The following is a 23,878-nucleotide window of genomic DNA, read 5'->3' as shown; positions in this document are numbered from 1 at the left end:
GCCATGTTACGTACAATCAACTTCATGGGCGTTCGCAACATTGCGTTCGGCGTCACTGTGCTCCTCACCGTTCTGGCGTTGTTCAGCTGGTTCCACAAGGGCTTGAACTACGGTCTGGACTTTACCGGCGGTACGCTGATCGAGCTGACCTACGAGCGTCCGGCTGATGTGACCAAGGTCCGTGCGCAACTGGGCGATGCCGGTTATCATGAGGCGATCGTGCAGAGCTTCGGGGCGACCACCGACTTGCTGGTGCGCATGCCTGGCGAAGACCCGCAACTGGGTCACCAGGTAGCGGAAGCGCTGCAGAAGGTCGGTGGCGATAACCCGGCGCAGGTCAAGCGCGTCGAGTTCGTCGGCCCGCAAGTGGGTGAGGAACTGCGCGACCAGGGCGGCCTTGGCATGCTCCTGGCGCTGGGCGGTGTTCTGGTCTACCTGGCTTTCCGCTTCCAGTGGAAATTCGCAGTCGGCGCCATTGTTTCGCTGGTGCACGACGTGGTGGTGACCGTGGGTATCCTGTCGTTCTTCCAGATCACCTTCGACCTGACAGTGTTGGCGGCGGTGCTGGCGATCATCGGCTACTCGCTCAACGACACCATCGTCGTATTCGACCGGGTTCGCGAGAACTTCCGGGTACTGCGCAAGGCCAGTCTGATCGAGAACATCAACATCTCGACCACCCAGACCCTGCTGCGGACCATCGCGACTTCGATCTCCACCCTGCTGGCGATCGCGGCTCTGCTGTTCTTCGGTGGCGACAACCTGCACGGCTTCTCCGTGGCGCTGTTCGTGGGTGTGATGGCGGGTACCTACTCGTCGATCTACATCGCCAACGTGGTGCTGATCTGGCTGAACCTGAACAGTGAGGACCTGATTCCTCCGGCCAGCACCCAGAAGGAAATCGACGACCGTCCTTGATGTCCGTCATTTCTCCGGTTGTTGTCTGAAAAAGGCGCGAGTATTGAACTCGCGCCTTTTTTTGTGCTCCAAGGCTAGGAGAGATGCGGATAGGTTCCGCGTGTGATGGTCAGGAGGTTCACGTGAACAAATCGTTGCTGGTGGGTGCGGTTTTGGGTGCTGTCGGTGTCACCGCCGGAGGTGCTGTTGCGACCTACAGCATGGTGAAGAGCGGTCCTGAGTATGCGCAAGTGTTGGCGGTCGAGCCGGTGAAAACCCAGGTCAAGACGCCACGCGAAGTTTGCAAGGATGTGGCCGTGACCCGGCAGAAGCCGGTGCAGGATGAGCATCGTCTGGCCGGTACGGCGCTGGGCGCGGTCGGTGGTGGTCTGCTCGGCAGCCTGGTCGGTAACGGCCGTGGCAAGACCCTGGCGACGGTGGTCGGTGCCGTAGGTGGCGGTTATGCGGGGAACAAGGTGCAGGAGGGCATGCAGGAGCGTGACACCTACACCACGACCCAGACCCGCTGCAACACGGTCAACGATATCAGCGACAAGGTCGTGGGTTATGACGTGCGTTACCAGCTCGACGGCAAGGAAGGTCGGGTGCGTATGGATCGTGACCCGGGCAACCAGATTCCGGTGGACAAGGAAGGTCGTCTGATCCTCAGTCAGGCGCAGACCCAGCCAGGCCAGTAATCCCTCTTGGGGGTGTCGCTGCCTCTTATAGGGGTTGGGCTTGCCCGCGAAGCTTTTGGCGATCTTGAGGACGCCTTCGCGGCGGTTCAGCGTCCCGACAAGCCCGGCTCATGCAGGGTTTGCTGGCAGTCGGTAATTGCGGGCACAAAAAAAGCACCCCTCGGGGTGCTTTTTTATGGGCTGTCGCTTAGCGCTTCAGCGAGGCCGGCAGGTGCGGCTGGATCGCCGTCAGTACGGCTTTGAAGCACTTGGTGTTACCGGCGACGATGTGGCCTTTCTCGAGGAAGTCATGACCGCCGGTGAAGTCGCTCACCAGGCCGCCGGCTTCCTGAATCAGCAGGGCGCCTGCAGCCATGTCCCATTCGGACAGGCCCGATTCCCAGAAGGCATCGAAACGACCGGCAGCCACGTAGGCCAGGTCCAGGGAGGCGGAACCGGCGCGGCGGATGCCGGCGGTCTGGCCGACCAGGGCGCGGAACATGCCCAGGTAGTTGTCCAGGTTGTCCATCTGGTCGTCACGGAACGGGAAGCCGGTGCCGAGCAGGGCGCCGTCGAGGCTGGTGCGCGGGCTGACACGCAGGCGGCGACCGTTCAGTTGGGCGCCACGGCCACGGCTGGCGGTGAATTCTTCCTGGCGAACCGGGTCGAGGACCACGGCGTGCTCCAGGCGGCCACGATATTTGCAGGCGATGCTGACCGCAAAGTGTGGAATGCCACGCAGGAAGTTGGTGGTGCCATCGAGTGGGTCGATGATCCACAGGTATTCTTCGCCTTCGCCGCTGCCAGCGTGGAAGCCGGTTTCTTCGCCGCGGATGGCGTGGGTCGGATACGCTTTGCGCAGCGCGTCGATGATTTTCTGTTCGGCGGCACGATCGACCTCGGACACATAGTCCTTGGCGTCTTTTTCGTCGACCTTGATGGTATCCAGGCGCTCGATGGAGCGGAAAATCAATTCACTGGCGGCGCGGGCGGCGCGCAGCGCGATATTCAGCATGGGCTGCATGGACATTTCACCTAGAGTGTTAAAGAAAGCCGAACATTCTAACAGAAAAGTTTTGCCGGAAAAGGACGACGTTCGGTTTCGTGGCGTAAACCTGAGTGCTTCTGTAAGATTTGCTCCCCTTTGCCTTGTCCGAGAGCGCTTCGTCGTGCTGCAAAATATTCGTATCGTTCTGGTCAATACCAGTCATCCGGGCAATATCGGCGGGGCCGCGCGAGCCATGAAGAACATGGGGTTGTCGCGTCTGGTGCTGGTCGAGCCGCGCAGCTTTCCGTCCAGTGAAGCCGACGCACGGGCATCCGGTGCAACCGATATCCTTGAAAACGCCCAGGTCGTCGCCACCTTGGAGCAAGCCTTGGCCGGTTGCACTCTGGTGCTCGGTACCAGTGCCCGCGACCGCAGCCTGCCCTGGCCGATGCTGGAGCCGCGCGAGTGCGGGGTGAAGGTGATCGAGGAGGCGGCCAAGGACGTGCAGATCGCTCTGGTGTTCGGTCGTGAAGATTCCGGCCTGACCAATGACGAGTTGCAGCGATGTCATTATCACGTGCATATCCCGTCGGATCCCACGTTCAGCTCGCTGAATCTCGGGGCGGCGGTGCAGGTCTTGAGTTATGAGGTGCGCATGGCCTGGCTGGCGCTGGAAGGTCAGTCGCACAAGGTCGAGAAGGGTGATGCGGGCGAAGAGCTGGTCACCATGGATGAGCTGGAGCGCTTCTATGAGCATCTGGAGCAGACTCTGGTGGCCATCGAATTTCTCGATCCGCAGAAGCCCCGGCACCTGATGGCACGCCTGCGCCGGCTTTACGGACGCAGCTCGGTCAGTCGAGTGGAAATGAATATATTGCGTGGCATTCTCACGGAGACCCAGAAAGCGGCCCGTGGCGAACTCCTTAAGCGGAAGGAATGATGATGTTCGAGCGTTTGCGTGAAGATATCCAGAGTGTATTCCATCGTGACCCGGCGGCGCGCAATGCCTTTGAAGTGCTGACCTGCTACCCCGGCATGCATGCCATCTGGCTGCATCGCCTGAGTCATTGGCTGTGGGCGCGCAACTGGAAGCTGCTGGCGCGGGTGGTGTCGAACTTCGGTCGCTGGCTGACCGGTATCGAGATTCATCCGGGGGCCAAGGTCGGGCGGCGGTTCTTTATCGACCATGGCATGGGGATCGTGATCGGCGAGACGGCCGAGATCGGCAATGACGTGACGATCTATCAGGGCGTGACCTTGGGGGGTACCAGCTGGAACAAGGGCAAGCGTCATCCGACCCTGGAAGATGGTGTGGTCGTTGGTGCGGGTGCCAAGGTATTGGGGCCGTTCATCGTGGGTGCCGGCGCGAAGGTCGGTTCCAATGCGGTGGTGACCAAGGCCGTGCCGCCGGGAGCGACGGTGGTCGGTATTCCCGGGCGGATCATCATGAAGGCCGATGATGAGCAGGAGGCCAAGCGCAAGGCGATGGCCGAGAAGCTCGGTTTCGATGCCTATGGGGTTAGTGGCGACATGCCGGACCCGGTGGCGCGGGCTATCGGGCAGATGCTCGATCACCTGCAGGCAGTCGATGGGCGTCTGGAGGGGATGTGCGGCGCGCTGAAGGACCTGGGGAGTAACTACTGCGCCAAGGATCTGCCGGAGTTGCGCTGCGAAGGGTTTGCCGAAGTGAAGCCCGAGGATGAGGTCAAGGCTGGCTGACCTGTATTGGGCTTTCTGGCCTATTCGCTGGCAAGCCCTGCTCCACAGGGTGAGGGCGCACACAAGATAAGTGTGTGGCGCCAATCTGTAGGAGTCGGGCTTGTCGGGGCGCCGAACCGCGCGAAAGCGATTTCAGGGTCACTGAAAACCATCGGTCTAGCCCGATGCCATTACGCGCGGATTTTGCTATGATGCGCGCGCTCTTTTTACGGGTAAACCTGACTAAAGTACTGGGTCTTATAGTTGACTTAAATACTCGGGAATCGCATACTCGTACCCATTCCGTAACTCCGTGGTAATTGTCCATGCGACTGACTACAAAAGGCCGATACGCCGTGACCGCCATGCTTGACCTGGCATTGCACGCGCAACACGGGCCGGTGTCCCTGGCCGATATCTCCGAGCGCCAAGGCATCTCCCTGTCCTACCTCGAACAGCTGTTCGCCAAGCTGCGCCGCAGCAATCTGGTTTCCAGCGTCCGTGGTCCCGGTGGCGGCTATCAGCTGTCGCGTGACATGCAGGGGATTCAGGTCGCTCAAGTGATCGATGCGGTGAATGAATCGGTCGATGCCACCAAATGCCAGGGACTGGGTGATTGCCATTCCGGTGACACCTGCCTGACCCACCACCTGTGGTGCGACCTCAGCCTGCAGATCCACGAATTTCTCAGTGGTATCAGTCTGGCGGACCTTGTCACTCGCCGTGAAGTGCAAGAGGTTGCCCTGCGTCAGGATCAGCGCCGCTGTAATGGCAAGGCGCCGCGCCTGGATAAGATCGAAACGTCCGCCGTCGAATGACAGCCAGAGAGCCAGCGGTGCGTCAGCCAGCCTGATTTAGGAGATAGTTCATGAAATTGCCGATTTACCTTGATTACTCAGCGACCACCCCGGTTGATCCGCGTGTCGCGCAAAAAATGAGTGAATGCCTGCTGGTCGACGGAAACTTCGGTAACCCGGCCTCGCGTTCCCACGTGTTCGGCTGGAAAGCCGAGGAGTCGGTGGAAAACGCTCGCCGTCAGGTTGCTGACCTGGTCAACGCCGACCCGCGTGAAATCGTCTGGACTTCCGGTGCTACCGAGTCCGACAACCTGGCGATCAAGGGTGTCGCGCATTTCTACCACACCAAGGGCAAGCACCTGATCACCAGCAAGATCGAGCACAAGGCGGTCCTCGACACCACGCGCCAACTGGAGCGTGAAGGTTTCGAAGTCACCTACATCGAGCCCGGTGAAGATGGCCTGATCACTCCGGCCATGATCGAAGCCGCGCTGCGTGAAGACACCATCCTGGTGTCGGTGATGCACGTGAACAACGAAATCGGCACCGTCAACGACATCGCCGCGATTGGCGAGCTGACCCGCTCGCGTGGCGTGCTGTTCCACGTTGACGCCGCCCAGTCGACCGGCAAGGTCGAGATCGACCTGCAGAAGCTCAAGGTCGACCTGATGTCCTTCTCGGCCCACAAGACCTACGGCCCGAAAGGCATTGGCGCGCTGTACGTCAGCCGCAAGCCGCGTGTACGTCTGGAAGCGACCATGCACGGTGGCGGCCATGAGCGTGGCATGCGCTCCGGCACCCTGGCGACTCACCAGATCGTCGGCATGGGCGAAGCGTTCCGCGTGGCCAAGGAAGACATGGCTGCCGAAAACGTGCGCATCAAGGCGTTGAGCGATCGTTTCTTCAAGCAGGTCGAGCACCTCGAAGAACTCTACGTCAACGGCAGCATGACCGCCCGCGTCCCGCACAACCTGAACCTGAGCTTCAACTACGTCGAAGGCGAGTCGCTGATCATGGCGCTCAAGGACCTGGCGGTTTCCTCCGGTTCGGCCTGCACCTCGGCGTCGCTGGAACCTTCGTATGTACTGCGTGCCCTGGGCCGTAACGACGAGCTGGCACACAGCTCGATCCGCTTCACCTTCGGTCGGTTCACCACCGAGGAAGAAATCGATTACGCCGCGCAGAAAGTCTGCGAGGCCGTGACCAAGTTGCGCGCCCTGTCGCCGCTCTGGGACATGTTCAAGGATGGCGTCGATATCTCGAAGATCGAGTGGGCGGCACACTAAATAAAGAAGCCGCCACATACAGAACCTGTAGCGACGCGGTAAAGATGTCTGGCGTAGCTACAGGGTCGAGAGCGGCCCTGATGAGTGAGGATCAAGTACCATGGCTTACAGTGAAAAGGTCATCGACCACTACGAAAACCCGCGTAACGTCGGCAAGATGAATGCCGAAGACCCGGATGTCGGCACCGGCATGGTCGGTGCTCCGGCGTGCGGCGACGTGATGCGTCTGCAGATCAAGGTCAACGAGCAGGGCATCATCGAAGACGCCAAGTTCAAGACCTATGGCTGCGGTTCGGCCATCGCTTCCAGCTCCCTGGCCACCGAGTGGATGAAGGGCAAGACGCTGGACGAAGCAGAAACCATCAAGAACACTCAGCTGGCTGAAGAGCTGGCCCTGCCGCCAGTGAAGATCCACTGCTCGGTACTCGCCGAAGACGCCATCAAGGCCGCCGTTCGCGACTACAAGCAGAAGAAAGGCCTGGTCTGACCGATCCGGCGTTGAAGATTTGAGCGAAAAGCTAAGGAGTCCCCGATGGCTATCAGCATGACAGAAGCGGCTGCTCGACACGTGCGGCGCTCCCTTGACGGGCGCGGCAAGGGTGAAGGCATTCGCCTGGGTGTTCGTACCACAGGCTGTTCCGGCCTTGCCTACGTGCTGGAGTTCGTTGACGAGGTGGTGGCGGAAGACCAGGTGTTCGAGAGTCACGGCGAGAAAGTGATCATCGATCCGAAAAGCCTGACCTACCTCGATGGCACCGAGCTGGATTTCGTCAAGGAAGGGTTGAACGAGGGCTTCAAGTTCAACAATCCCAACGTGCGCGGTGAGTGTGGCTGCGGCGAAAGCTTCAACGTCTGAGGCTATTCGTGGGTACTCCTTGTCATTTCGCTTTGTTCGAGTTGCAACCTGGCTTCACGCTGGACCTCGATCAGTTGGCCGCGCGCTATCGTGAGTTGGCGCGCGCCGTTCATCCGGACCGTTTCGCCGATGCTTCCGAACGTGAGCAGCGCCTGGCGCTCGAGCGTTCCGCCAGCCTCAACGAGGCCTACCAGACTCTCAAGAGCCCACCCAAGCGTGCGCGCTACCTGTTGGCGATGAATGGGCGCGAGCTGCCGGTGGAAGTCACCGTGCACGATCCCGAGTTCCTCATGCAGCAGATGCAGTGGCGTGAAGAGCTTGAGGATCTGCAGGACGATGCCGATCTGCCGGGCATCGCCGCCTTCAAGCGGCGCCTGAAGACCGCCCAGGATGAGTTGAACGACAGCTTCGCGGCTTGCTGGAACGATGCGGCGCAACGCGAACAGGCCGAACGCCTGATGCGGCGTATGCAGTTCCTCGACAAGCTCACCTACGAAGTGCGCCAGTTGGAAGAGCGCCTCGACGATTAACCCCGTGCTGCTGCACGCCTGATATTCAGATAAGCCCAGATAACCATGGCCCTACTGCAGATCGCCGAACCAGGCCAAAGCCCACAGCCGCACCAGCGTCGTCTGGCGGTGGGGATTGACCTGGGCACTACCAATTCGCTGGTCGCTGCATTGCGCAGTGGTCTTTCCGAGCCCCTGGCCGATGCCGATGGGCAGGTGATCCTGCCGTCCGCAGTGCGTTATCACGCCGATCGCGTCGAGGTTGGCCTGTCGGCCCGGCAGGCGGCCTCCAGTGATCCGCTCAATACCGTGTTGTCGGTCAAGCGCCTGATGGGCCGCGGCCTGTCGGACGTCAAGCAGTTGGGCGAGCAACTGCCTTACCGCTTTGTCGGCGGTGAGTCGCACATGCCGTTCATCGACACCGTGCAGGGGCCGAAAAGCCCGGTCGAAGTCTCCGCCGACATTCTGCGGGTGCTGCGCCAGCGCGCCGAGTCGACCCTGGGTGGCGAACTGGTCGGTGCGGTGATCACCGTGCCGGCCTATTTCGACGATGCCCAGCGCCAGGCGACCAAGGACGCGGCCCGATTGGCCGGTCTGAACGTCCTGCGCCTGCTCAACGAGCCGACCGCCGCCGCCGTGGCTTATGGTCTGGATCAGCACGCCGAAGGCGTAGTGGCGATCTACGATCTGGGCGGCGGCACGTTCGATATTTCTATCCTGCGCCTGACCGGCGGCGTTTTCGAGGTCCTGGCTACGGGCGGCGATAGCGCCCTGGGTGGTGACGATTTCGATCACGCGATTGCCGGCTGGATCATCGAGCAGGCCGGGTTGTCGGTGGATCTCGATCCGGGGGCGCAACGCAGCCTGCTGCAGGCCGCTTGTGCCGCCAAGGAAGCGCTGACCGACGCTGTCGCGGTGGATGTCGCCTATGGCGACTGGCATGCGCAACTGACCCGGGAAGCCTTTGCCGATCTGATCGAGCCGATGATCGCCCGCAGTCTCAAGGCTTGCCGCCGTGCGGTGCGCGATTCGAATGTCGAGCTCGATGAAGTGCAGGCTGTGGTCATGGTCGGTGGCTCTACCCGTGTGCCGCGCGTACGCGAAGCGGTGGCCGAGATGTTCGGTCGTCAGCCGTTGACCGAGATCGATCCGGACCAGGTGGTTGCCATAGGTGCTGCGATCCAGGCCGATACCCTGGCTGGCAACAAGCGCGATGGTGGCGAATTGCTGCTGTTGGATGTGATTCCATTGTCCCTGGGGCTGGAAACCATGGGCGGCCTGATGGAAAAGGTGATTCCGCGCAACACCACCATTCCCGTCGCCCGTGCCCAGGAGTTCACCACCTACAAGGACGGTCAGTCGGCCATGGCGATTCACGTGCTGCAAGGCGAACGTGAGTTGATCAGTGACTGCCGCTCGTTGGCGCGCTTCGAATTGCGCGGTATCCCGGCGATGGTCGCAGGTGCGGCGAAAATCCGTGTGACCTTCCAGGTCGACGCCGATGGCCTGCTCAGTGTCTCCGCCCGCGAGCTGGGGTCGGGCGTCGAGGCGAGCATCCAGGTCAAGCCGTCCTACGGCCTGACCGACGGCGAAATTGCCCGGATGCTCAAGGACTCCTTCCAGTACGCCGGCGACGACAAGGTTGCCCGCGTGCTGCGTGAGCAGCAGGTCGATGCCCAGCGTCTGATCGAAGCGGTGCAGGGCGCTCTTGAGGCGGATGGCGAGCGTCTGCTCGACGCCGACGAGCGACTGGTCATCGAGCTGCAGGTGCAGGAACTGAGCGAACTGATAACAGGCACCGATGGCTATGCCATCGAGCAGCAGACCAAGCGTCTGTCGCAAGTGACCGATGCCTTTGCGGCCCGCCGCCTGGATTCCACGGTGAAAGCCGCCCTGGCCGGACGCAACCTGAACGAGATTGAGGAATAACGATGCCGCAGGTCATTTTTCTGCCCCATGAGAAGTTTTGCCCGGATGGCATGGTGGTCGAGGCCGAACCCGGTACTTCCATCCTCGAACTGGCGCATGAGCACCATATCGAGATGGAAAGCGCCTGTGGCGGCGTCTGTGCCTGTACTACTTGTCATTGCATCATTCGCGAGGGCTTCGATTCGCTGGAGGAGGCTGACGAGCTGGAAGAGGATTTCCTCGACCGTGCCTGGGGGCTGGAAGCCCAGTCCCGCCTGGGTTGCCAGGCCATTGTCGGTACCGAGGACCTGACCGTCGAGATTCCCAAGTATTCGCTCAATCACGCTGCCGAAGCGCCGCACTGATTCAGTGGGTCAAGGGTTCAAGGGGTTATCGAGGAGCTATCATGAGTCTCAAATGGACAGATGTACTGGAGATTGCCATCCAGCTGGCTGAAAGCAAGCCGGACATCGACCCGATATCGGTCAATTTCGTCGATTTGCGCAAGTGGGTCATGCAATTGCCGGAGTTCGACGACAAACCGGAACATTGTGGCGAGAAGATTCTGGAGGCCATCCAGGCCCACTGGATCGAAGAACGCGACTGATCCGGTCAAGTAATACCCGAGTTAGGCAATACCCAAGAACCCGCGTATAATTCGCGGGTTTAATTTTTCGCAAATTATCGTTTCTGGAGTTACACCATGGCTGTTCAACGCACTTTCTCCATCATCAAGCCTGACGCTGTTGCAAAAAACGTCATCGGCGAGATCACCACCCGTTTCGAAAAAGCCGGCCTGCGCGTTGTGGCTTCGAAACTCAAGCAACTGTCGAAAGCTGAAGCCGAAGGCTTCTACGCTGAGCACAGCGCTCGTGGTTTCTTCGCTGACCTGGTTGCCTTCATGACTTCCGGCCCGGTTGTTGTTCAGGTTCTGGAAGGCGAGAACGCTATTGCTCGCAACCGCGAACTGATGGGCGCTACCAACCCTAAAGAAGCTGCTCCAGGCACCATCCGCGCCGATTTCGCTGAATCCATCGACGCCAACGCTGTTCACGGTTCGGACTCCGAAGCCGCTGCTGCTCGCGAAATCGCTTACTTCTTCGCTGCTACTGAAGTAACCACTCGCTAAGCCACGGCTAATGAGTGAAGGTGAATCCATGACGACATCTGCTGTGAAAACCAACCTGCTGGGGCTGACCCAGCCGGAAATGGAGAAATTCTTCGACTCGATCGGGGAGAAGCGTTTCCGTGCCGGCCAGGTAATGAAATGGATTCACCACTTTGGCGTCGACGATTTCGACGCCATGACGAACGTCAGCAAGGCCCTGCGCGAAAAGCTCAAGACCGTTGCCGAGGTTCGTGGTCCCGAAGTGGTCAGCGAGGACATTTCCAGCGACGGCACCCGCAAGTGGGTGGTGCGCGTGGCGTCCGGCAGCTGTGTCGAGACCGTCTACATTCCCCAGGGCAAACGCGGCACCTTGTGCGTTTCGTCCCAGGCAGGCTGTGCCCTGGACTGCAGTTTCTGCTCCACCGGCAAGCAAGGCTTCAACAGCAACCTCACCGCCGCCGAAGTGATCGGCCAGGTGTGGATTGCCAACAAATCCTTTGGCAGCATTCCGGCGTCCATCGACCGCGCCATCACCAACGTGGTGATGATGGGCATGGGCGAACCGCTGCTGAACTTCGACAACGTCATCGCTGCCATGCGCCTGATGATGGACGACCTGGGCTACGGCATTTCCAAGCGCCGCGTGACCCTGTCGACCTCCGGCGTGGTACCGATGATCGATGTGCTGGCCGAGCACATCGACGTGTCCCTGGCGTTGTCGCTGCACGCGCCGAACGATGCGCTGCGTAACCAGTTGGTACCGATCAACAAGAAGTACCCACTGAAGATGCTGCTCGAGTCGTGCCGTCGCTACATGGACACCCTGGGCGAGAAACGCGTGCTGACCGTCGAGTACACCCTGCTCAAGGATGTGAACGACCAGGTCGAGCACGCGGTCGAGATGATCGAGCTGCTCAAGGACACGCCGTGCAAGATCAACCTGATCCCGTTCAACCCGTTCCCGCATTCGGGTTACGAGCGCCCGAGCAACAATGCGATCCGGCGTTTCCAGGATCTGTTGCATCAGGCCGGTTATAACGTCACTGTGCGGACCACCCGTGGTGAAGACATTGATGCTGCCTGTGGGCAGCTGGTCGGGCAGGTGCTGGATCGCACCCGTCGCAGCGAGCGGTATATCGCGGTGCGTGAGTTGAGCGCTGATTCCGATATGCCACTTGGCGCTTCGAGCCGAACCTGAGAGAGGACCTCCATGAGCTTGCGCGCTGCGCTCCTTGTACTGTTCGTCGGTCTGTTGGCTGGCTGCGTTTCGACGGGCAATGTCGATCCGATGAGTACCGGCAAGGGGCGTGATGAAGCGCGCAATGCGTATGTGCAGTTGGGGATCGGTTACCTGCAGCAGGGGCAGACCGAGCAGGCCAAGATCCCGCTCAAGAAAGCCCTGGAACTGAACAGCTCCGATGCCGATGCCAATGCCGCACTGGCGCTGGTGTTCCAGGCGGAAATGGAATGGGACCTGGCCGACCAGCACTTTCGCAAGGCGCTGTCCTCGCGTCCGAACGATGCGCGGATCCTCAACAACTACGGTGGCTTCCTGTACGAACGCAAGCAGTACAAGCAGGCCTACGAACGTTTCGAGCAGGCCGCCGCGGACAGTCTTTACCCCGAGCGTTCGCGGGTCTACGAGAACCTCGGTCTGACCGCCCTGGCTTTGGGTGATCGCGAGCTGGCCCGGCAGAATATGGACAAATCCCTGCGTCTCAATCGTCAGCAGCCACGCGCATTGCTGGAAATGGCTGAGTTGTCTTACGAAGACAGGCATTATGTGCCCGCGCGTGATTATTACGAGCGGTTCAGCCAGCTCAGCGAGCAGAATGCCCGTAGTCTGCTGCTCGGTATTCGCCTGGCGAAGATTTACGAAGATCGCGACAAGGTCGCCAGTTACGGCCTGCAATTAAAACGACTCTATCCCGGTACGCCGGAATATCAGCAATACCTGTCGGAGCAATGATGAAAGCGGCGCATCCAGAAGTTGTAGCAGCCACTCGCGTAAATCCCGGTGAGACCCTGCGTCAGGCCCGCGAAAGCAATGGTTGGACGCTGGCCGAGGTGGCCCTGAAGCTCAACCTGACCAGCAGCTCCCTGAGCAATCTGGAGGCCGGCGCCTTCGACAAGCTGCCGGGGCACACCTTTGCCCGGGGTTATATCCGTGCCTACGCCAAGCTGCTGGGTATGGACCAGACCTTGCTGGTGCAGCAGTTCGACCAATGCACCGGCACCGACTCCCAGGGCAGCAACGTTCATGCCCTTGGTCGGATCGAAGAGCCGGTGCGGGTTTCTCATACTATCTTGCGAATTGTCAGCCTGTTGCTGCTCATTGCCGTGATCGGTGGTGGTTTTGTCTGGTGGCAGGACCAGACCAGCCAGCGCACCAAGGATCAGGCGGCAATCAGCATGGAACACGTCGAAGTCGAAAGCGCCGACGGCACCACGCAGATTCATCCGATCGACGAGCCGGAAGATCAGGCGGTCGCGCAGAACCAGTCCAGCCCGCAAGCCGAGCCGGCCGAACCTGCGACTGAGACCCCGGCCAATGCCCAGGCTCCAGCGGCCCCGGCAGTGGTCCCTGTGCCTCATGCGGCGCAATCGCTGGTAGTCGCACCGCCGCCTGCGCCAAGCCCGGTGTCGCCCGTGTCGCCAAGCGCTGCGGTCAATGGCGCTGCAGGCGCGCCTGCCGCCGAGAGCAGTGCGCCGGTAGCCGGTGCCGGTCAGGTCCACCTCACGTTCGTCGCCGACTGCTGGACCCAGGTCACCGACGGAGGGGGCAAGGTTTTGTTCAGCGGCCTCAAGCGCAAGGGCGATTCGCTCGAAGTGAGTGGCAAGCCGCCGTTTGCGGTGCGTCTGGGCTACGCCAAGGGCGCACAGATTACTTACAACGGTCAGGCGGTCGATGTCGCACCGTTCACCAGCGGCGAGACTGCTCGCCTGAAGCTAGGTCAATAAGTCATGCACGGCGAATCCCCAATCAAGCGTCGCGAATCGCGTAAAATCTGGGTCGGCTCGGTGCCGGTGGGCGGCGATGCGCCTATCGCGGTGCAGAGCATGACCAACAGCGACACCAACGACGTCGCGGCCACCGTCGCCCAGATCAACCGGCTGGAAGCGGCGGGCGTGGATATTGTTCGGGTTTCCGTGCCGGACATGGACGCTGCCGAGGCCTTTGGCCGGATCAAGCAGCAGGTCAAGGTGCCGCTGGTCGCCGATATCCATTTCGATTACAAGATTGCCCTGCGGGTCGCCGAGCTGGGTGTGGATTGCCTGCGGATCAACCCGGGTAATATCGGTCGCGAGGACCGGGTGCGTGCGGTGGTTGACGCGGCCCGTGATCGCGGGATTCCGATCCGGATCGGCGTCAACGCCGGTTCCCTGGAAAAGGATCTGCAGAAAAAATATGGCGAGCCGACCCCGGCCGCGCTGGTAGAGTCTGCACTGCGCCATGTCGAGCACCTGGAACGCCTGAATTTCCAGGACTTCAAGGTCAGTGTCAAGGCTTCCGACGTGTTCATGGCGGTAGAAGCCTATCGCCTGCTGGCCAAGGAAATCGTCCAGCCGCTGCACCTGGGTATCACCGAGGCGGGCGGTTTGCGTTCAGGTACGGTGAAATCGGCGGTCGGCCTCGGTATGCTGCTGGCTGAAGGAATTGGCGATACTATTCGCATCTCGTTGGCGGCCGACCCGGTCGAGGAAGTGAAAGTCGGCTACGACATTCTCAAGTCCCTGCACCTGCGGTCCCGTGGGATCAACTTCATCGCCTGTCCGAGCTGCTCGCGGCAGAATTTCGATGTGGTCAAGACCATGAACGAGCTGGAAGGGCGCCTGGAAGACCTGCTGGTACCGCTGGATGTTGCGGTCATCGGCTGTGTGGTGAACGGTCCCGGTGAAGCCAAGGAAGCCCATGTCGGCCTGACCGGCGGTACACCGAACCTGATCTACATCGACGGCAAGCCGTCGCAGAAACTGACGAATGACAACCTGGTGGATGAGCTGGAAAAGCTGATCCGGCAGAAGGCGGCCGAAAAGGTCGAAGCCGACGCGGCAGTCATCGCCCGCGGCTGATCGAAGAATTTAAGGAATATCTGTGAGCAAGTCCCTGCAAGCCATTCGTGGCATGAACGACATCCTGCCTGAGCAGACGCCACTGTGGCGTTATTTCGAGGGTACTGTGGCGCGTCTGCTGGATAACTACGGTTACAAGCAGATCCGCATGCCGATCGTCGAATTCACCGAGCTATTCAAGCGCTCCATCGGTGAAGTGACCGATATCGTCGAAAAAGAGATGTACACCTTCGAGGACCGCAACGGCGATTCGCTGACCCTGCGTCCGGAAGGTACTGCGGCGTGCGTGCGTGCGGTGCTGGAGCACGGCATCAGCGGTGGCGGCCAGCAGCAGAAACTCTGGTACATCGGTCCGATGTTCCGTCACGAGCGTCCGCAGAAAGGCCGTTATCGCCAGTTCCACCAGATCGGTTGCGAAGTGTTCAATATCGACGGTCCGGACATCGACGCCGAACTGATCGTGCTGACCTGGCGTCTGTGGGGCCTGCTGGGCATCCGCAACGCAGTCAAGCTGGAACTCAACAGCCTGGGGACCAGCGAGTCCCGCGGCCGTTATCGCGAAGCGCTGGTGGAGTATCTTTCCGCACGCTTCGAACAACTGGATGAAGACAGCCAGCGCCGTCTCAAGACCAACCCGCTGCGCGTGCTCGACACCAAGAACGCCGACACCCAGGCAGTACTGGTGGATGCGCCGAAGCTGGCCGACTACCTCGACGAAGAGTCGCGCCTGCACTTCGAAGGCCTCAAGGCCCGTCTCGATGCCGCGGGCATTCCCTACGTGCTCAACCCCAAGTTGGTCCGTGGCCTGGATTACTACAGCAAGACCGTGTTCGAGTGGGTCACCGACCAACTGGGTGCCCAGGGTACCGTCTGTGCCGGCGGCCGCTACGACGGCCTGGTCGAGCAGATGGGCGGCAAGCCGACCCCGGGCGTCGGTTTCGCCATGGGTATCGAGCGCCTGATCCTGCTGTTGGAAACCCTGGAGCAGGTACCTGAAGAGATTTCCCGTCAGGTCGACGTGTACCTGTGTGCCTTCGGCGAGGCTGCCGAAGTGGCGGCGCTGGCCTTGAGCGAGAAGGTTCGTGACCAGTTGCCGAACCTGCGTTTGCAGATCAACGCCGGCGCCGGTAGCTTCAAGAGCCAGTTCAAGAAAGCTGACAAGAGTGGTGCGCTGTACGCCTTGATCCTCGGAGACGACGAATTGGCTCAGCAAGTGGTAGGTTTCAAACCCCTGCGTGGCCAGGGCGAGCAACAAAGCATTGCCTGGGATGCTCTTTCCGAGCACTTGTCCACCTGCGTCGTGCAGGGTTGAAGCTGTAAAACAGCCGATTTAGAGAATAAGGAGTATTGGGGTGTCGAGTTCCGAAGATGATCACGTAGCCGAGATGAAGGAATGGTGGCAGCGCAACGGCAAACCCCTGGTCACCGGCGGCCTGCTGGCGCTGGTGGTGGTGTTCGGCTGGCAAGCCTGGCACAAGTACCAGAGCAACCAGTCGCAAGGTGCCTCGGTGCTCTATCAGGAGTTGCTGGAAAGCACCCTGACGCCTGACGGCAAACCTGATCCGGCGCGTGTCGCCGACCTGGCCGGCAAGCTCAATACCCAGTATGGCGGCACCGCCTATGCGCAATACGGCAGTCTGTTCGTCGCCAAGGTCGCGGTCGATACCGGCAAGCTGGACGACGCTGCCACCGAGCTCAAGGCCGTGCTCGACAAGCCCGCCAATGCTACCTTGGGCGAAGTCGCGCGTCAGCGCCTGGCCCAGGTACTGGCGGCACAGAACAAGGCTGACGATGCACTGAAACTGCTCACTGGCGATGCCGACAAGGCGTTCCTGGCCAGTCGTGAAGAACTCAAGGGGGACCTGCTGGTTCAACTGGGTCGTAACGATGAAGCCCATGCTGCGTACCAAAAGGCCAAGGCGGCGCTCTCTGATGAAGCGGCGGTCGGTGGCTTACAAATCAAGCTCGACGACTTGGCCAAAGGGGATGCGTGACGTGATCCGTTGGAAACATGCAGCATTGCTGGCTCTGGCCATTCTGGCCGCGGGTTGCAGCAGCAACAGCAAAAAAGAACTGCCACCGGCCGAACTGACTTCCTTCAAGGAAGAAGTGGTTCTGCAGAAGCAGTGGAGCCGCTCCATCGGTGATGGCCAGGGCAAGATCTACAACCTGCTGGTTCCGGCTGTCGACGGCGATACTATCTATGCGGCTGACGACAGCGGCATCGTGGTCTCCATGGATCGCATGAACGGCGACGTGAAGTGGAAGAAGGACCTCGAACTGCCGGTATCCGGTGGCGTTGGCGTCGGTTACGGCCTGGTGCTGCTAGGGACCCTCAAGGGTGAGGTCATCGCCCTGGACGCCAGCAGCGGTGAAGAAAAATGGCGCGCGCGCGTGACCAGCGAGGTGCTGGCTCCGCCGGCAACCAACGGTGACGTGGTGGTGGTCCAGACCCAGGATGACCGGGTGATCGGCCTCGACGCCGCCACCGGCAACCAGCGCTGGTTGTACGACAGCTCGCCAGCGGTACTGACCCTGCGCGGCACGGGTGCACCGTTGGTGACCAACCACCTGGCGGTGGCTGGCCTGTCGACCGGCAAGGTCGTTGCCCTGGATACCCAGAACGGCGTGCCTGCCTGGGAAACCCGCGTGGCGATTCCTCAAGGTCGTTCCGAGCTGGAGCGGGTAGTTGATATCGACGGTGGCCTGCTGTTGTCCGGCGGCACCTTGTATGTCGCCAGCTACCAGGGCCGCATGGCTGCTCTGGATCTGGAAAGCGGTCGGATCCTCTGGCAACGCGATGCGTCCAGCTACGCGGGTGTCGCCCAAGGTTTTGGCAGCGTCTATGTTGCGCTGGCGTCGGGTACCGTCGAAGGTGTCGACGAGCGTTCCACCACTTCAATCTGGAGCAACGATTCCCTGGCTCGCCGCCAACTGTCGGCTCCGGAAGTGTTCTCCAGCTACGTGGCGGTCGGCGACTTCGAAGGCTACCTGCACCTGCTGAGCCAGGTGGACGGTCGTTTCGTCGGTCGCGAACGTATCGACAGCGACGGCCTGCGGGTTCGTCCGCTGGTGGTCGGTGACATGATTTACGTGTATGGCAACAGCGGCAAACTGGAAGCCCTGACCATCAAGTAGTTTTTAGCGCCTGAAGCTGCCGAGCAAACATCAGGCAAGGCGAAGATCGGGGAACATTGTGAACTGATCTTCACTGCCGCCTGATCGAGCGCAGCGGCTTGCGATGCAAAAAACAGGTTTGACTATGCTTGGGGGTATCTCCAAGCGGCCTCGCTCTGCGAGGTTTGCGGCACCCAAGGGGGCCGCCCCCGAGCACCAGCCGCTGCCACGCAGCGGCTTTTGTATTTTCTGAAATAACGAAGTGGAGAGCCGCATGGTTCCCGTAATCGCCCTGGTGGGCCGACCGAACGTCGGCAAGTCCACCTTGTTCAACCGCCTGACCCGCAGTCGCGACGCCATCGTCGGCGACCTGTCCGGTCTGACCCGTGATCGCCAATACGGTGAGGCTAAGTGGCAAGGGCGCTCCTACATTGTGATCGACACCGGCGGTATTTCCGGCGACGAGCATGGCATGGACGAAAAAATGGCCGAGCAGTCGCTGCTGGCCATTGAAGAAGCCGATGTCGTGCTGTTCCTGGTGGATGCCAAAGCCGGTTACACCGCTGCCGATCAGATGATCGGCGAGCACCTGCGCAAGCGTAACAAGCGTTCCTACGTGGTCGCCAACAAGATCGACAACATCGATCCGGACATGGCCCGTGCCGAGTTCAGCCCGATGGGGCTGGGCGATGCGATCCCGATCGCCGGTGCCCACGGTCGTGGCATCACCCAGATGCTCGAAGTCGCCTTGAGTGACTTCCCCAGAGACGACGAGGAAGAGCCGCCAGAGGGCGAAGAGGAAGAGGTTGCCGAAGGCGAAGAAGCCAAGCGCATTCCTGGCCCGAGCGAGAAGGACGGCATCAAGATCGCCATCATCGGCCGGCCGAACGTTGGCAAGTCGACCCTGGTCAACCGCATGCTCGGTGAAGACCGGGTGATCGTCTACGACCAGCCTGGCACCACCCGTGACAGTATCTACATCCCGTTCGAACGTAACGAGGAAAAGTACACGCTGATCGACACCGCCGGTGTGCGCAAGCGCGGCAAGATCCACGAGGAAGTCGAAAAATTCTCCGTGGTGAAAACCTTGCAGGCGATCAAGGACGCCAACGTGGTGATCTTCGTCATGGACGCCCGCGAAGGTGTGGTCGACCACGACCTGAACCTGCTCGGTTTTGCCCTGGAGTCCGGTCGGGCGATCGTGATCGCGCTGAACAAGTGGGACGGCATGACCCCGGGCGAGCGTGACTATGTGAAAATCGAGCTGGAGCGCCGGCTGTTCTTCGTCGACTTCGCCGACATCCACTTCATTTCGGCCTTGCACGGCACCGGCGTGGGTAACCTGTATCAGTCGGTGCAGAACTCGTTCAAGTCGGCGGTGACCCGCTGGCCGACCAGCCGCCTGACCCAGATCCTCGAGGATGCGGTGTCCGAGCACGCGCCACCGATGGTCAACAACCGGCGGATCAAGCTGCGCTACGCTCACCTGGGTGGTGCCAACCCGCCGCTGATCGTGATCCACGGCAACCAGGTCGAGAAAGTCCCGAAATCGTATGTGCGCTATCTGGAGAACACCTATCGCCGGGTGCTGAAGCTGGTCGGTACGCCGATTCGCATCGAGTTCAAAGGCGGCGACAACCCCTACGAGGGCAACAAGAACACGCTGACTGACCGTCAGGTCAACAAGAAGCGTCGCTTGATGTCGCACCACAAGAAAGCCGAGAAAAAGCGCCGCGACAAGCGCTGATCCCGGACTCGAAAGAGGGCGCCCATGGCGCCCTTTTTCATGCCTGGCGGATACGTTATTCTCGAACTGTCCCGTGCCGTCTAGAGCCGGATGTTGAGCAGGGAAAACGGCCCCATGATCACCAGCAAGTTGCCGAATGTCGGCACCACCATCTTCACCCGGATGTCCCAGCTCGCCGCGCAAACCGGTGCACTGAACCTGTCCCAGGGTTTTCCGGACTTTGATGGCCCGCCTGCGCTGCTTGAGGCTGTAGGTCGGCATATCGCCAGTGGTCACAATCAGTATGCGCCGATGACCGGCTTGCCTGCCCTGCGCCAGCAGGTGGCTGCGAAGGTTTTCAACAGCTACGGCGTCCATGTGAGCGCCGATGCGGAAGTGACCATCACCCCGGGAGCCACCCAGGGCATCTTCTGTGCGATCCAGGCGGTGATTCACCCCGGTGATGAAGTCATCGTCTTCGACCCCAGCTATGACAGCTACGAGCCTTCGGTGGAGCTGGCGGGCGGCCGTTGCATCCACGTGCCGCTGGCTCTGGATGATTTCGCCATCGACTGGCAGAAGCTTGAGGACGCGCTGAGTCCGCGTACCCGAATGATCATCCTCAATACGCCACACAACCCGAGCGGCACCTTGATCAGCCATGCCGAGCTGGACCAGTTGACGGCGTTGATTGCCGACCGCGATATCTATCTGATCAGCGATGAGGTGTATGAGCACCTGGTCTATGACGATGTGCCGCATGCCAGCGTGCTGGCCCATGAGGCACTCTATCAGCGTGCTTTTGTCGTCAGTTCGTTCGGCAAGACCTACCACGTGACTGGCTGGAAGACCGGTTATGTGATCGCGCCGCCGGCCCTGAGTGCGGAGCTGCGCAAGGTGCACCAGTACGTCAGTTTCTGCGGCGTGACCCCGCTGCAGTACGCCCTGGCCGACTACATGGAAGCGGATCCCGGGCATGTGCAGCGCCTGCCGGCGTTCTACCAGAACAAGCGCGACCTGTTTTGCGACCTGCTCAGCCGGTCGCGTTTCAGCTTCAAGCGAGTCGCCGGTACCTACTTTCAGTTGGTCGATTATTCGCAGATCCGCCCGGACCTGAATGACATCGACATGGCAATGTGGATGACCCGTGAACATGGCGTGGCGGCGATCCCGGTGTCGGTGTTCTACCAGACGCCGCCGGAGGGCCAGCGTCTGGTCCGCCTGTGTTTTGCCAAACGCGAGGAGACGCTGCGTGAAGCTGCGGAGAAACTATGCGTGATCTGAGTGCATTGCCCGACCTCAAGTTGGCCCTGGTGCAAACCTCTCTGGTCTGGCACGACCGCCAGGCCAACCTGGAGCATTTCGAGGTGTTGCTGGAACAGGCCCGGGGGGCTGATCTGATCATCCTGCCGGAAATGTTCACCACCGGCTTTTCCATGGAGTCCCGGACCCTGGCTGAGTCGGAAGAGGGCCCGACCACCCACTGGTTGCGCGGCCAGGCGAAAAAACTCGATGCGGTGGTCACCGGCAGCGTGATCGTGCATGCCACTGATGGTAGCCACCGCAACCGCCTGTTGTGGGCGCGTCCGGATGGCGAGGTCTGGCATTATGACAAGCGCCATCTGTTCCGCATGGCGGGTGAGCACAATCATTACACCCCGGGCGAGCGCCAGGTGCAGTTCGAACTCAAGGGCTGGCGGGTCCGTCCGCTGATCTGCTACGACCTGCGCTTCCCGGTGTGGAGCCGCGATGCCCACGACACCGACCTGTTGCTCTATACCGCGAACTGGCCGGGGGCGCGGCGTTTGCACTGGAATCGTCTGTTGCCGGCCCGGGCGATCGAGAATCTCTGTTATGTGGCGGCGGTGAACCGCGTGGGTACCGATGGCAAGGGCTTCTCTTACACCGGCGACAGCCAGGTGCTGGATTTCCAGGGCGAGTCGCTGCTGGGGGCGGGGGAGGCCGATGGTGTGTTCCAGGTCAGCCTGAGCGCGGCCGAGCTGGCGGCGTATCGCGAGCGGTTTCCGGCCAATCTGGATGCCGATACCTTCGAGTTTACTTGAATGATTGGTTGGTAGTGCCGGCCCTTTCGCGGGCAAGCCCGGCTCCTACAGGGCGGTGTATGCGAAAGTTTTCGGTACCACCCCGGCTTTGGACTGCCCCCAAGGGTTGGATTAGTGTCCAACTTCTTGGGGGCAGTCCACTCTGTAGCCGGGGTTGTCGGAGCGCCGAACCGCCGCGAAGAGGTCCTGAAATCCAACCCAAATCCCAGCATGAAAAAAGGCCCCGGGGTTTTCACCCCGGGGCCTTGTTCATTGCGGTGGACGCTTACGCGGCCTTGCTCGCAGTCGACTGGCTCAACGAGCGGTTCAAGGCGCTGAATACCGCCTTGAAGCTGGCCGTGGTGATGTTTTCATCGATACCCACGCCGTGCACCGCCCGTTCGCCGTTCACGCGCAGCTCGATGTAGGCCGCCGCCTTGGCGTTGGTGCCCGCGCCGATGGCGTGTTCGTTGTAGTCCATGATCTCCACCGGAACCGGCAGGCCGGCCACCAGGGCTTCCAGGGCGCCGTTGCCCTTGCCGCGCCAGTGCAGGTTGGTCTCGCCCTGGCCTTTGCTGGCCACTTCGACTTCGACGTTGCTGTTGCCGTTCTCTTCCTGCAGACGATGGCTGACCAGCGCGTACGGGGTGTTGGCTTGCAGGTACTCGCTGTGGAGCAGCGCGTGGATCTGCTGGGCAGTCATCTCCAGGCCCAGGCGGTCGGTTTCGCGCTGTACCACCTGGCTGAATTCGATCTGCATGCGACGGGGCAGGCTGATGCCATATTCCTGCTCCAGCAGGTAGGCGATACCGCCCTTGCCCGACTGGCTGTTGACGCGGATGACCGCCTCGTAGCTGCGACCGATATCGGCCGGGTCGATCGGCAGGTACGGCACTTCCCACAGCGCGTCCGCTTGCTGCTGGGCAAAGCCCTTGCGGATTGCATCCTGGTGCGAGCCGGAGAACGCGGTGTGAACCAGGTCGCCGACATAAGGATGACGTGGGTGCACCGCAATCTGGTTGCACTCCTCGACAACCTTGCGCACGCCGTCGATGTCGGAGAAGTCCAGCTCAGGGTTGAGGCCCTGGGTGTACATGTTCAGGGCCACGGTCACCAGGTCGACGTTGCCGGTCCGTTCGCCGTTGCCGAACAGGCAGCCTTCGACGCGGTCGGCGCCGGCCATCAGGCCCAGCTCGGTGGCAGCTACGCCGGTGCCACGGTCGTTGTGGGTGTGCAGGCTGATGATCACGCTGTCACGGCGGTTGATGTTGCGGTGGAACCATTCGATCTGGTCGGCGTAGACGTTCGGCGTGGCCACTTCAACGGTCGCGGGCAGGTTGAGGATCACCTTGTTCTGCGGCGTGGCGTTCCACACCTCAACCACGGCGTCGCAGACTTCCTTGGCGAACTCCAGCTCGGTGGCGCTGAAGGTTTCCGGGGAGTATTCGAACTGCCACTGGGTTTCCGGCTGCTGGGCGGCGTATTTGACGAACAGCTTGGCTGCGTTCACCGCGATGTCCTTCACGCCCTGCTGGTCCTGATTGAAGACGATGCGGCGGAACGACGGGCTGGTGGCGTTGTACAGATGCACGATGGCCTTCTTGGCACCGCGCAGGGATTCGAAGGTGCGGGCGATCAGGTCTTCACGGGCCTGGGTCAGCACCTGGATGGTGGTGTCGTCCGGGATGTGGCCGTCTTCGATCAGGGTGCGAACGAAGTCGAAGTCGGTCTGCGAAGCGGCCGGGAACGAGGCCTCGATTTCCTTGACGCCGACACTGACCAGGGTTTTCCAGAAGCGCAGCTTTTTCGCCGCGTCCATCGGTTCGATCAACGACTGGTTGCCATCACGCAGGTCGGAGCTGCACCAGATCGGCGCGGCGGTGATGGTTTTCGATGGCCAGGTGCGGTCAGGCAGGTTGATGACCGGGAACGCACGATATTTCGAAGACGGGTCTTTGAGCATGCTCATGGGGAATTCCTTGTGTGTCAGGGCCGAAAAGAGGCGGCCAGCCGATGTAGCGTTGTCAGGAAACAGCCTGGGGATGAGGCACCGCGATGTCAGCCCGGCAGTCGTGCACTGACGAGGCAGAGACTGCGGTGTTGACGACGCTGAATGAGGGTATGGGACGTTTTCATGCTTCCAACCCTAACCACTGGGGTGAAAGATGGCAAGCCTGTAGGAAAAATTGAGAGGA

The 23,878-nt window shown here is 60.9% G+C and carries 25 protein-coding genes; 23 read left to right on the top strand and 2 right to left on the bottom strand.

Annotated features, from left to right (window positions below; genetic code table 11):
• Positions 1-3: 3 nt before the first annotated feature.
• Complete coding sequence (gene secF, locus BLU37_RS01790) at positions 4-918, top strand: protein translocase subunit SecF (RefSeq protein ID WP_010452744.1); 915 nt, start codon at positions 4-6, stop codon at positions 916-918.
• Positions 919-1,040: 122 nt separating this feature from the next.
• Positions 1,041-1,595 carry a glycine zipper 2TM domain-containing protein gene (locus tag BLU37_RS01785; RefSeq protein ID WP_090202050.1) on the top strand — a complete coding sequence of 185 codons (555 nt, stop codon included), beginning with the start codon at positions 1,041-1,043 and terminating at the stop codon, positions 1,593-1,595.
• A gap of 187 nt (positions 1,596-1,782) precedes the next feature.
• Here the strand turns inward: BLU37_RS01785 and suhB are convergent, their stop codons facing one another.
• Positions 1,783-2,598: a type III secretion system regulator SuhB gene (gene suhB / locus BLU37_RS01780; RefSeq protein WP_010452748.1), complete on the bottom strand. Its 816-nt coding sequence runs from the start codon at positions 2,596-2,598 to the stop codon at positions 1,783-1,785.
• Positions 2,599-2,743: 145 nt separating this feature from the next.
• Between suhB and trmJ the strand changes: the two genes are divergently transcribed.
• From trmJ to BLU37_RS01675, 21 genes are all read left to right on the top strand, one after another.
• The gene (gene trmJ / locus BLU37_RS01775; RefSeq protein ID WP_010452751.1) at positions 2,744-3,502 is read left to right on the top strand and encodes a tRNA (cytosine(32)/uridine(32)-2'-O)-methyltransferase TrmJ; all 759 of its coding nucleotides are present in this window, start codon (positions 2,744-2,746) and stop codon (positions 3,500-3,502) included.
• A 2-nt stretch (positions 3,503-3,504) separates the two neighbouring features.
• Positions 3,505-4,281 (top strand): serine O-acetyltransferase, encoded by a 777-nt coding sequence (gene cysE / locus BLU37_RS01770; RefSeq protein WP_010452752.1) that lies wholly within the window; start codon positions 3,505-3,507, stop codon positions 4,279-4,281.
• Between the two features lie 305 nt (positions 4,282-4,586).
• Complete coding sequence (iscR, locus tag BLU37_RS01765; protein ID WP_010452753.1) at positions 4,587-5,078, top strand: Fe-S cluster assembly transcriptional regulator IscR; 492 nt, start codon at positions 4,587-4,589, stop codon at positions 5,076-5,078.
• Between the two features lie 50 nt (positions 5,079-5,128).
• On the top strand, positions 5,129-6,343 hold the full coding sequence (locus BLU37_RS01760; protein WP_010452755.1) for an IscS subfamily cysteine desulfurase: 1,215 nt from the start codon (positions 5,129-5,131) through the stop codon (positions 6,341-6,343).
• Positions 6,344-6,443: 100 nt separating this feature from the next.
• A complete protein-coding gene (gene iscU / locus BLU37_RS01755) occupies positions 6,444-6,830 on the top strand; it encodes a Fe-S cluster assembly scaffold IscU (protein ID WP_010452756.1) in 387 nt (128 codons plus the stop codon).
• A 45-nt stretch (positions 6,831-6,875) separates the two neighbouring features.
• The gene (gene iscA / locus BLU37_RS01750) at positions 6,876-7,199 is read left to right on the top strand and encodes an iron-sulfur cluster assembly protein IscA (protein ID WP_010452758.1); all 324 of its coding nucleotides are present in this window, start codon (positions 6,876-6,878) and stop codon (positions 7,197-7,199) included.
• Positions 7,200-7,207: 8 nt separating this feature from the next.
• Positions 7,208-7,729 (top strand): co-chaperone HscB, encoded by a 522-nt coding sequence (gene hscB / locus BLU37_RS01745; protein ID WP_010452760.1) that lies wholly within the window; start codon positions 7,208-7,210, stop codon positions 7,727-7,729.
• A 45-nt stretch (positions 7,730-7,774) separates the two neighbouring features.
• The gene (hscA, locus tag BLU37_RS01740) at positions 7,775-9,637 is read left to right on the top strand and encodes a Fe-S protein assembly chaperone HscA (protein ID WP_090202049.1); all 1,863 of its coding nucleotides are present in this window, start codon (positions 7,775-7,777) and stop codon (positions 9,635-9,637) included.
• A gap of 2 nt (positions 9,638-9,639) precedes the next feature.
• On the top strand, positions 9,640-9,981 hold the full coding sequence (gene fdx, locus BLU37_RS01735; protein WP_010452763.1) for an ISC system 2Fe-2S type ferredoxin: 342 nt from the start codon (positions 9,640-9,642) through the stop codon (positions 9,979-9,981).
• Positions 9,982-10,022: 41 nt separating this feature from the next.
• Complete coding sequence (gene iscX, locus BLU37_RS01730) at positions 10,023-10,223, top strand: Fe-S cluster assembly protein IscX (RefSeq protein WP_010452765.1); 201 nt, start codon at positions 10,023-10,025, stop codon at positions 10,221-10,223.
• Positions 10,224-10,319: 96 nt separating this feature from the next.
• Complete coding sequence (ndk, locus tag BLU37_RS01725; RefSeq protein ID WP_010452767.1) at positions 10,320-10,745, top strand: nucleoside-diphosphate kinase; 426 nt, start codon at positions 10,320-10,322, stop codon at positions 10,743-10,745.
• 28 nt (positions 10,746-10,773) lie between these two features.
• The gene (gene rlmN, locus BLU37_RS01720; RefSeq protein ID WP_026007458.1) at positions 10,774-11,922 is read left to right on the top strand and encodes a 23S rRNA (adenine(2503)-C(2))-methyltransferase RlmN; all 1,149 of its coding nucleotides are present in this window, start codon (positions 10,774-10,776) and stop codon (positions 11,920-11,922) included.
• Positions 11,923-11,934: 12 nt separating this feature from the next.
• Entirely contained in the window at positions 11,935-12,693 is a 759-nt protein-coding gene (gene pilW, locus BLU37_RS01715; protein WP_090202048.1) for a type IV pilus biogenesis/stability protein PilW, read from the top strand.
• Positions 12,693-13,685, top strand: a complete 993-nt coding sequence (locus BLU37_RS01710; RefSeq protein WP_090202047.1) for a RodZ domain-containing protein — start codon at positions 12,693-12,695, stop codon at positions 13,683-13,685. The genes pilW and BLU37_RS01710 overlap by 1 nt, the downstream gene beginning before the upstream one ends.
• A 3-nt stretch (positions 13,686-13,688) precedes the next feature.
• On the top strand, positions 13,689-14,798 hold the full coding sequence (gene ispG, locus BLU37_RS01705) for a flavodoxin-dependent (E)-4-hydroxy-3-methylbut-2-enyl-diphosphate synthase (protein WP_010452777.1): 1,110 nt from the start codon (positions 13,689-13,691) through the stop codon (positions 14,796-14,798).
• Positions 14,799-14,820: 22 nt separating this feature from the next.
• A complete protein-coding gene (hisS, locus tag BLU37_RS01700) occupies positions 14,821-16,110 on the top strand; it encodes a histidine--tRNA ligase (RefSeq protein WP_090202046.1) in 1,290 nt (429 codons plus the stop codon).
• Between the two features lie 40 nt (positions 16,111-16,150).
• On the top strand, positions 16,151-16,792 hold the full coding sequence (locus tag BLU37_RS01695; protein WP_010452779.1) for a tetratricopeptide repeat protein: 642 nt from the start codon (positions 16,151-16,153) through the stop codon (positions 16,790-16,792).
• Positions 16,785-17,936 (top strand): outer membrane protein assembly factor BamB, encoded by a 1,152-nt coding sequence (bamB, locus tag BLU37_RS01690; RefSeq protein ID WP_029379638.1) that lies wholly within the window; start codon positions 16,785-16,787, stop codon positions 17,934-17,936. The genes BLU37_RS01695 and bamB overlap by 8 nt, the downstream gene beginning before the upstream one ends.
• 253 nt (positions 17,937-18,189) lie before the next feature.
• Positions 18,190-19,662, top strand: a complete 1,473-nt coding sequence (gene der / locus BLU37_RS01685) for a ribosome biogenesis GTPase Der (RefSeq protein WP_090202045.1) — start codon at positions 18,190-18,192, stop codon at positions 19,660-19,662.
• Between the two features lie 114 nt (positions 19,663-19,776).
• Positions 19,777-20,925, top strand: coding sequence for a pyridoxal phosphate-dependent aminotransferase (locus tag BLU37_RS01680; protein ID WP_090202044.1), 1,149 nt, complete (start codon positions 19,777-19,779; stop codon positions 20,923-20,925).
• Positions 20,913-21,704 (top strand): amidohydrolase, encoded by a 792-nt coding sequence (locus BLU37_RS01675; protein ID WP_090202043.1) that lies wholly within the window; start codon positions 20,913-20,915, stop codon positions 21,702-21,704. The genes BLU37_RS01680 and BLU37_RS01675 overlap by 13 nt, the downstream gene beginning before the upstream one ends.
• Before the next feature lie 265 nt (positions 21,705-21,969).
• On the opposite strand, the gene leuA is transcribed toward BLU37_RS01675, so the two are convergent.
• Positions 21,970-23,652 (bottom strand): 2-isopropylmalate synthase, encoded by a 1,683-nt coding sequence (gene leuA / locus BLU37_RS01670; RefSeq protein ID WP_010452787.1) that lies wholly within the window; start codon positions 23,650-23,652, stop codon positions 21,970-21,972.
• Positions 23,653-23,878 lie beyond the last annotated feature (226 nt).

The sequence above is a fragment of the Pseudomonas asplenii genome, from assembly GCF_900105475.1.
Classification (GTDB): Bacteria; Pseudomonadota; Gammaproteobacteria; order Pseudomonadales; family Pseudomonadaceae; genus Aquipseudomonas; species Aquipseudomonas asplenii.
The sequence above is the reverse complement of the archived record's forward strand: the minus strand, read 5'-3'. Positions and strand labels throughout refer to the sequence as shown.

Bases quoted from the DNA above. Each gene is read 5' to 3' on its own strand.
- secF (WP_010452744.1), top strand. From the start codon at position 4: ATGTTACGTACAATCAACTTCATGGGCGTTCGCAACATTGCGTTCGGC.
- suhB (WP_010452748.1), bottom strand. From the start codon at position 2,598: ATGCAGCCCATGCTGAATATCGCGCTGCGCGCCGCCCGCGCCGCCAGT.
- cysE (WP_010452752.1), top strand. From the start codon at position 3,505: ATGTTCGAGCGTTTGCGTGAAGATATCCAGAGTGTATTCCATCGTGAC.
- iscR (WP_010452753.1), top strand. From the start codon at position 4,587: ATGCGACTGACTACAAAAGGCCGATACGCCGTGACCGCCATGCTTGAC.
- BLU37_RS01760 (WP_010452755.1), top strand. From the start codon at position 5,129: ATGAAATTGCCGATTTACCTTGATTACTCAGCGACCACCCCGGTTGAT.
- iscU (WP_010452756.1), top strand. From the start codon at position 6,444: ATGGCTTACAGTGAAAAGGTCATCGACCACTACGAAAACCCGCGTAAC.
- iscA (WP_010452758.1), top strand. From the start codon at position 6,876: ATGGCTATCAGCATGACAGAAGCGGCTGCTCGACACGTGCGGCGCTCC.
- hscA (WP_090202049.1), top strand. From the start codon at position 7,775: ATGGCCCTACTGCAGATCGCCGAACCAGGCCAAAGCCCACAGCCGCAC.
- fdx (WP_010452763.1), top strand. From the start codon at position 9,640: ATGCCGCAGGTCATTTTTCTGCCCCATGAGAAGTTTTGCCCGGATGGC.
- iscX (WP_010452765.1), top strand. From the start codon at position 10,023: ATGAGTCTCAAATGGACAGATGTACTGGAGATTGCCATCCAGCTGGCT.
- ndk (WP_010452767.1), top strand. From the start codon at position 10,320: ATGGCTGTTCAACGCACTTTCTCCATCATCAAGCCTGACGCTGTTGCA.
- rlmN (WP_026007458.1), top strand. From the start codon at position 10,774: ATGACGACATCTGCTGTGAAAACCAACCTGCTGGGGCTGACCCAGCCG.
- pilW (WP_090202048.1), top strand. From the start codon at position 11,935: ATGAGCTTGCGCGCTGCGCTCCTTGTACTGTTCGTCGGTCTGTTGGCT.
- BLU37_RS01710 (WP_090202047.1), top strand. From the start codon at position 12,693: ATGAAAGCGGCGCATCCAGAAGTTGTAGCAGCCACTCGCGTAAATCCC.
- ispG (WP_010452777.1), top strand. From the start codon at position 13,689: ATGCACGGCGAATCCCCAATCAAGCGTCGCGAATCGCGTAAAATCTGG.
- bamB (WP_029379638.1), top strand. From the start codon at position 16,785: ATGCGTGACGTGATCCGTTGGAAACATGCAGCATTGCTGGCTCTGGCC.
- der (WP_090202045.1), top strand. From the start codon at position 18,190: ATGGTTCCCGTAATCGCCCTGGTGGGCCGACCGAACGTCGGCAAGTCC.
- BLU37_RS01680 (WP_090202044.1), top strand. From the start codon at position 19,777: ATGATCACCAGCAAGTTGCCGAATGTCGGCACCACCATCTTCACCCGG.
- BLU37_RS01675 (WP_090202043.1), top strand. From the start codon at position 20,913: ATGCGTGATCTGAGTGCATTGCCCGACCTCAAGTTGGCCCTGGTGCAA.
- leuA (WP_010452787.1), bottom strand. From the start codon at position 23,652: ATGAGCATGCTCAAAGACCCGTCTTCGAAATATCGTGCGTTCCCGGTC.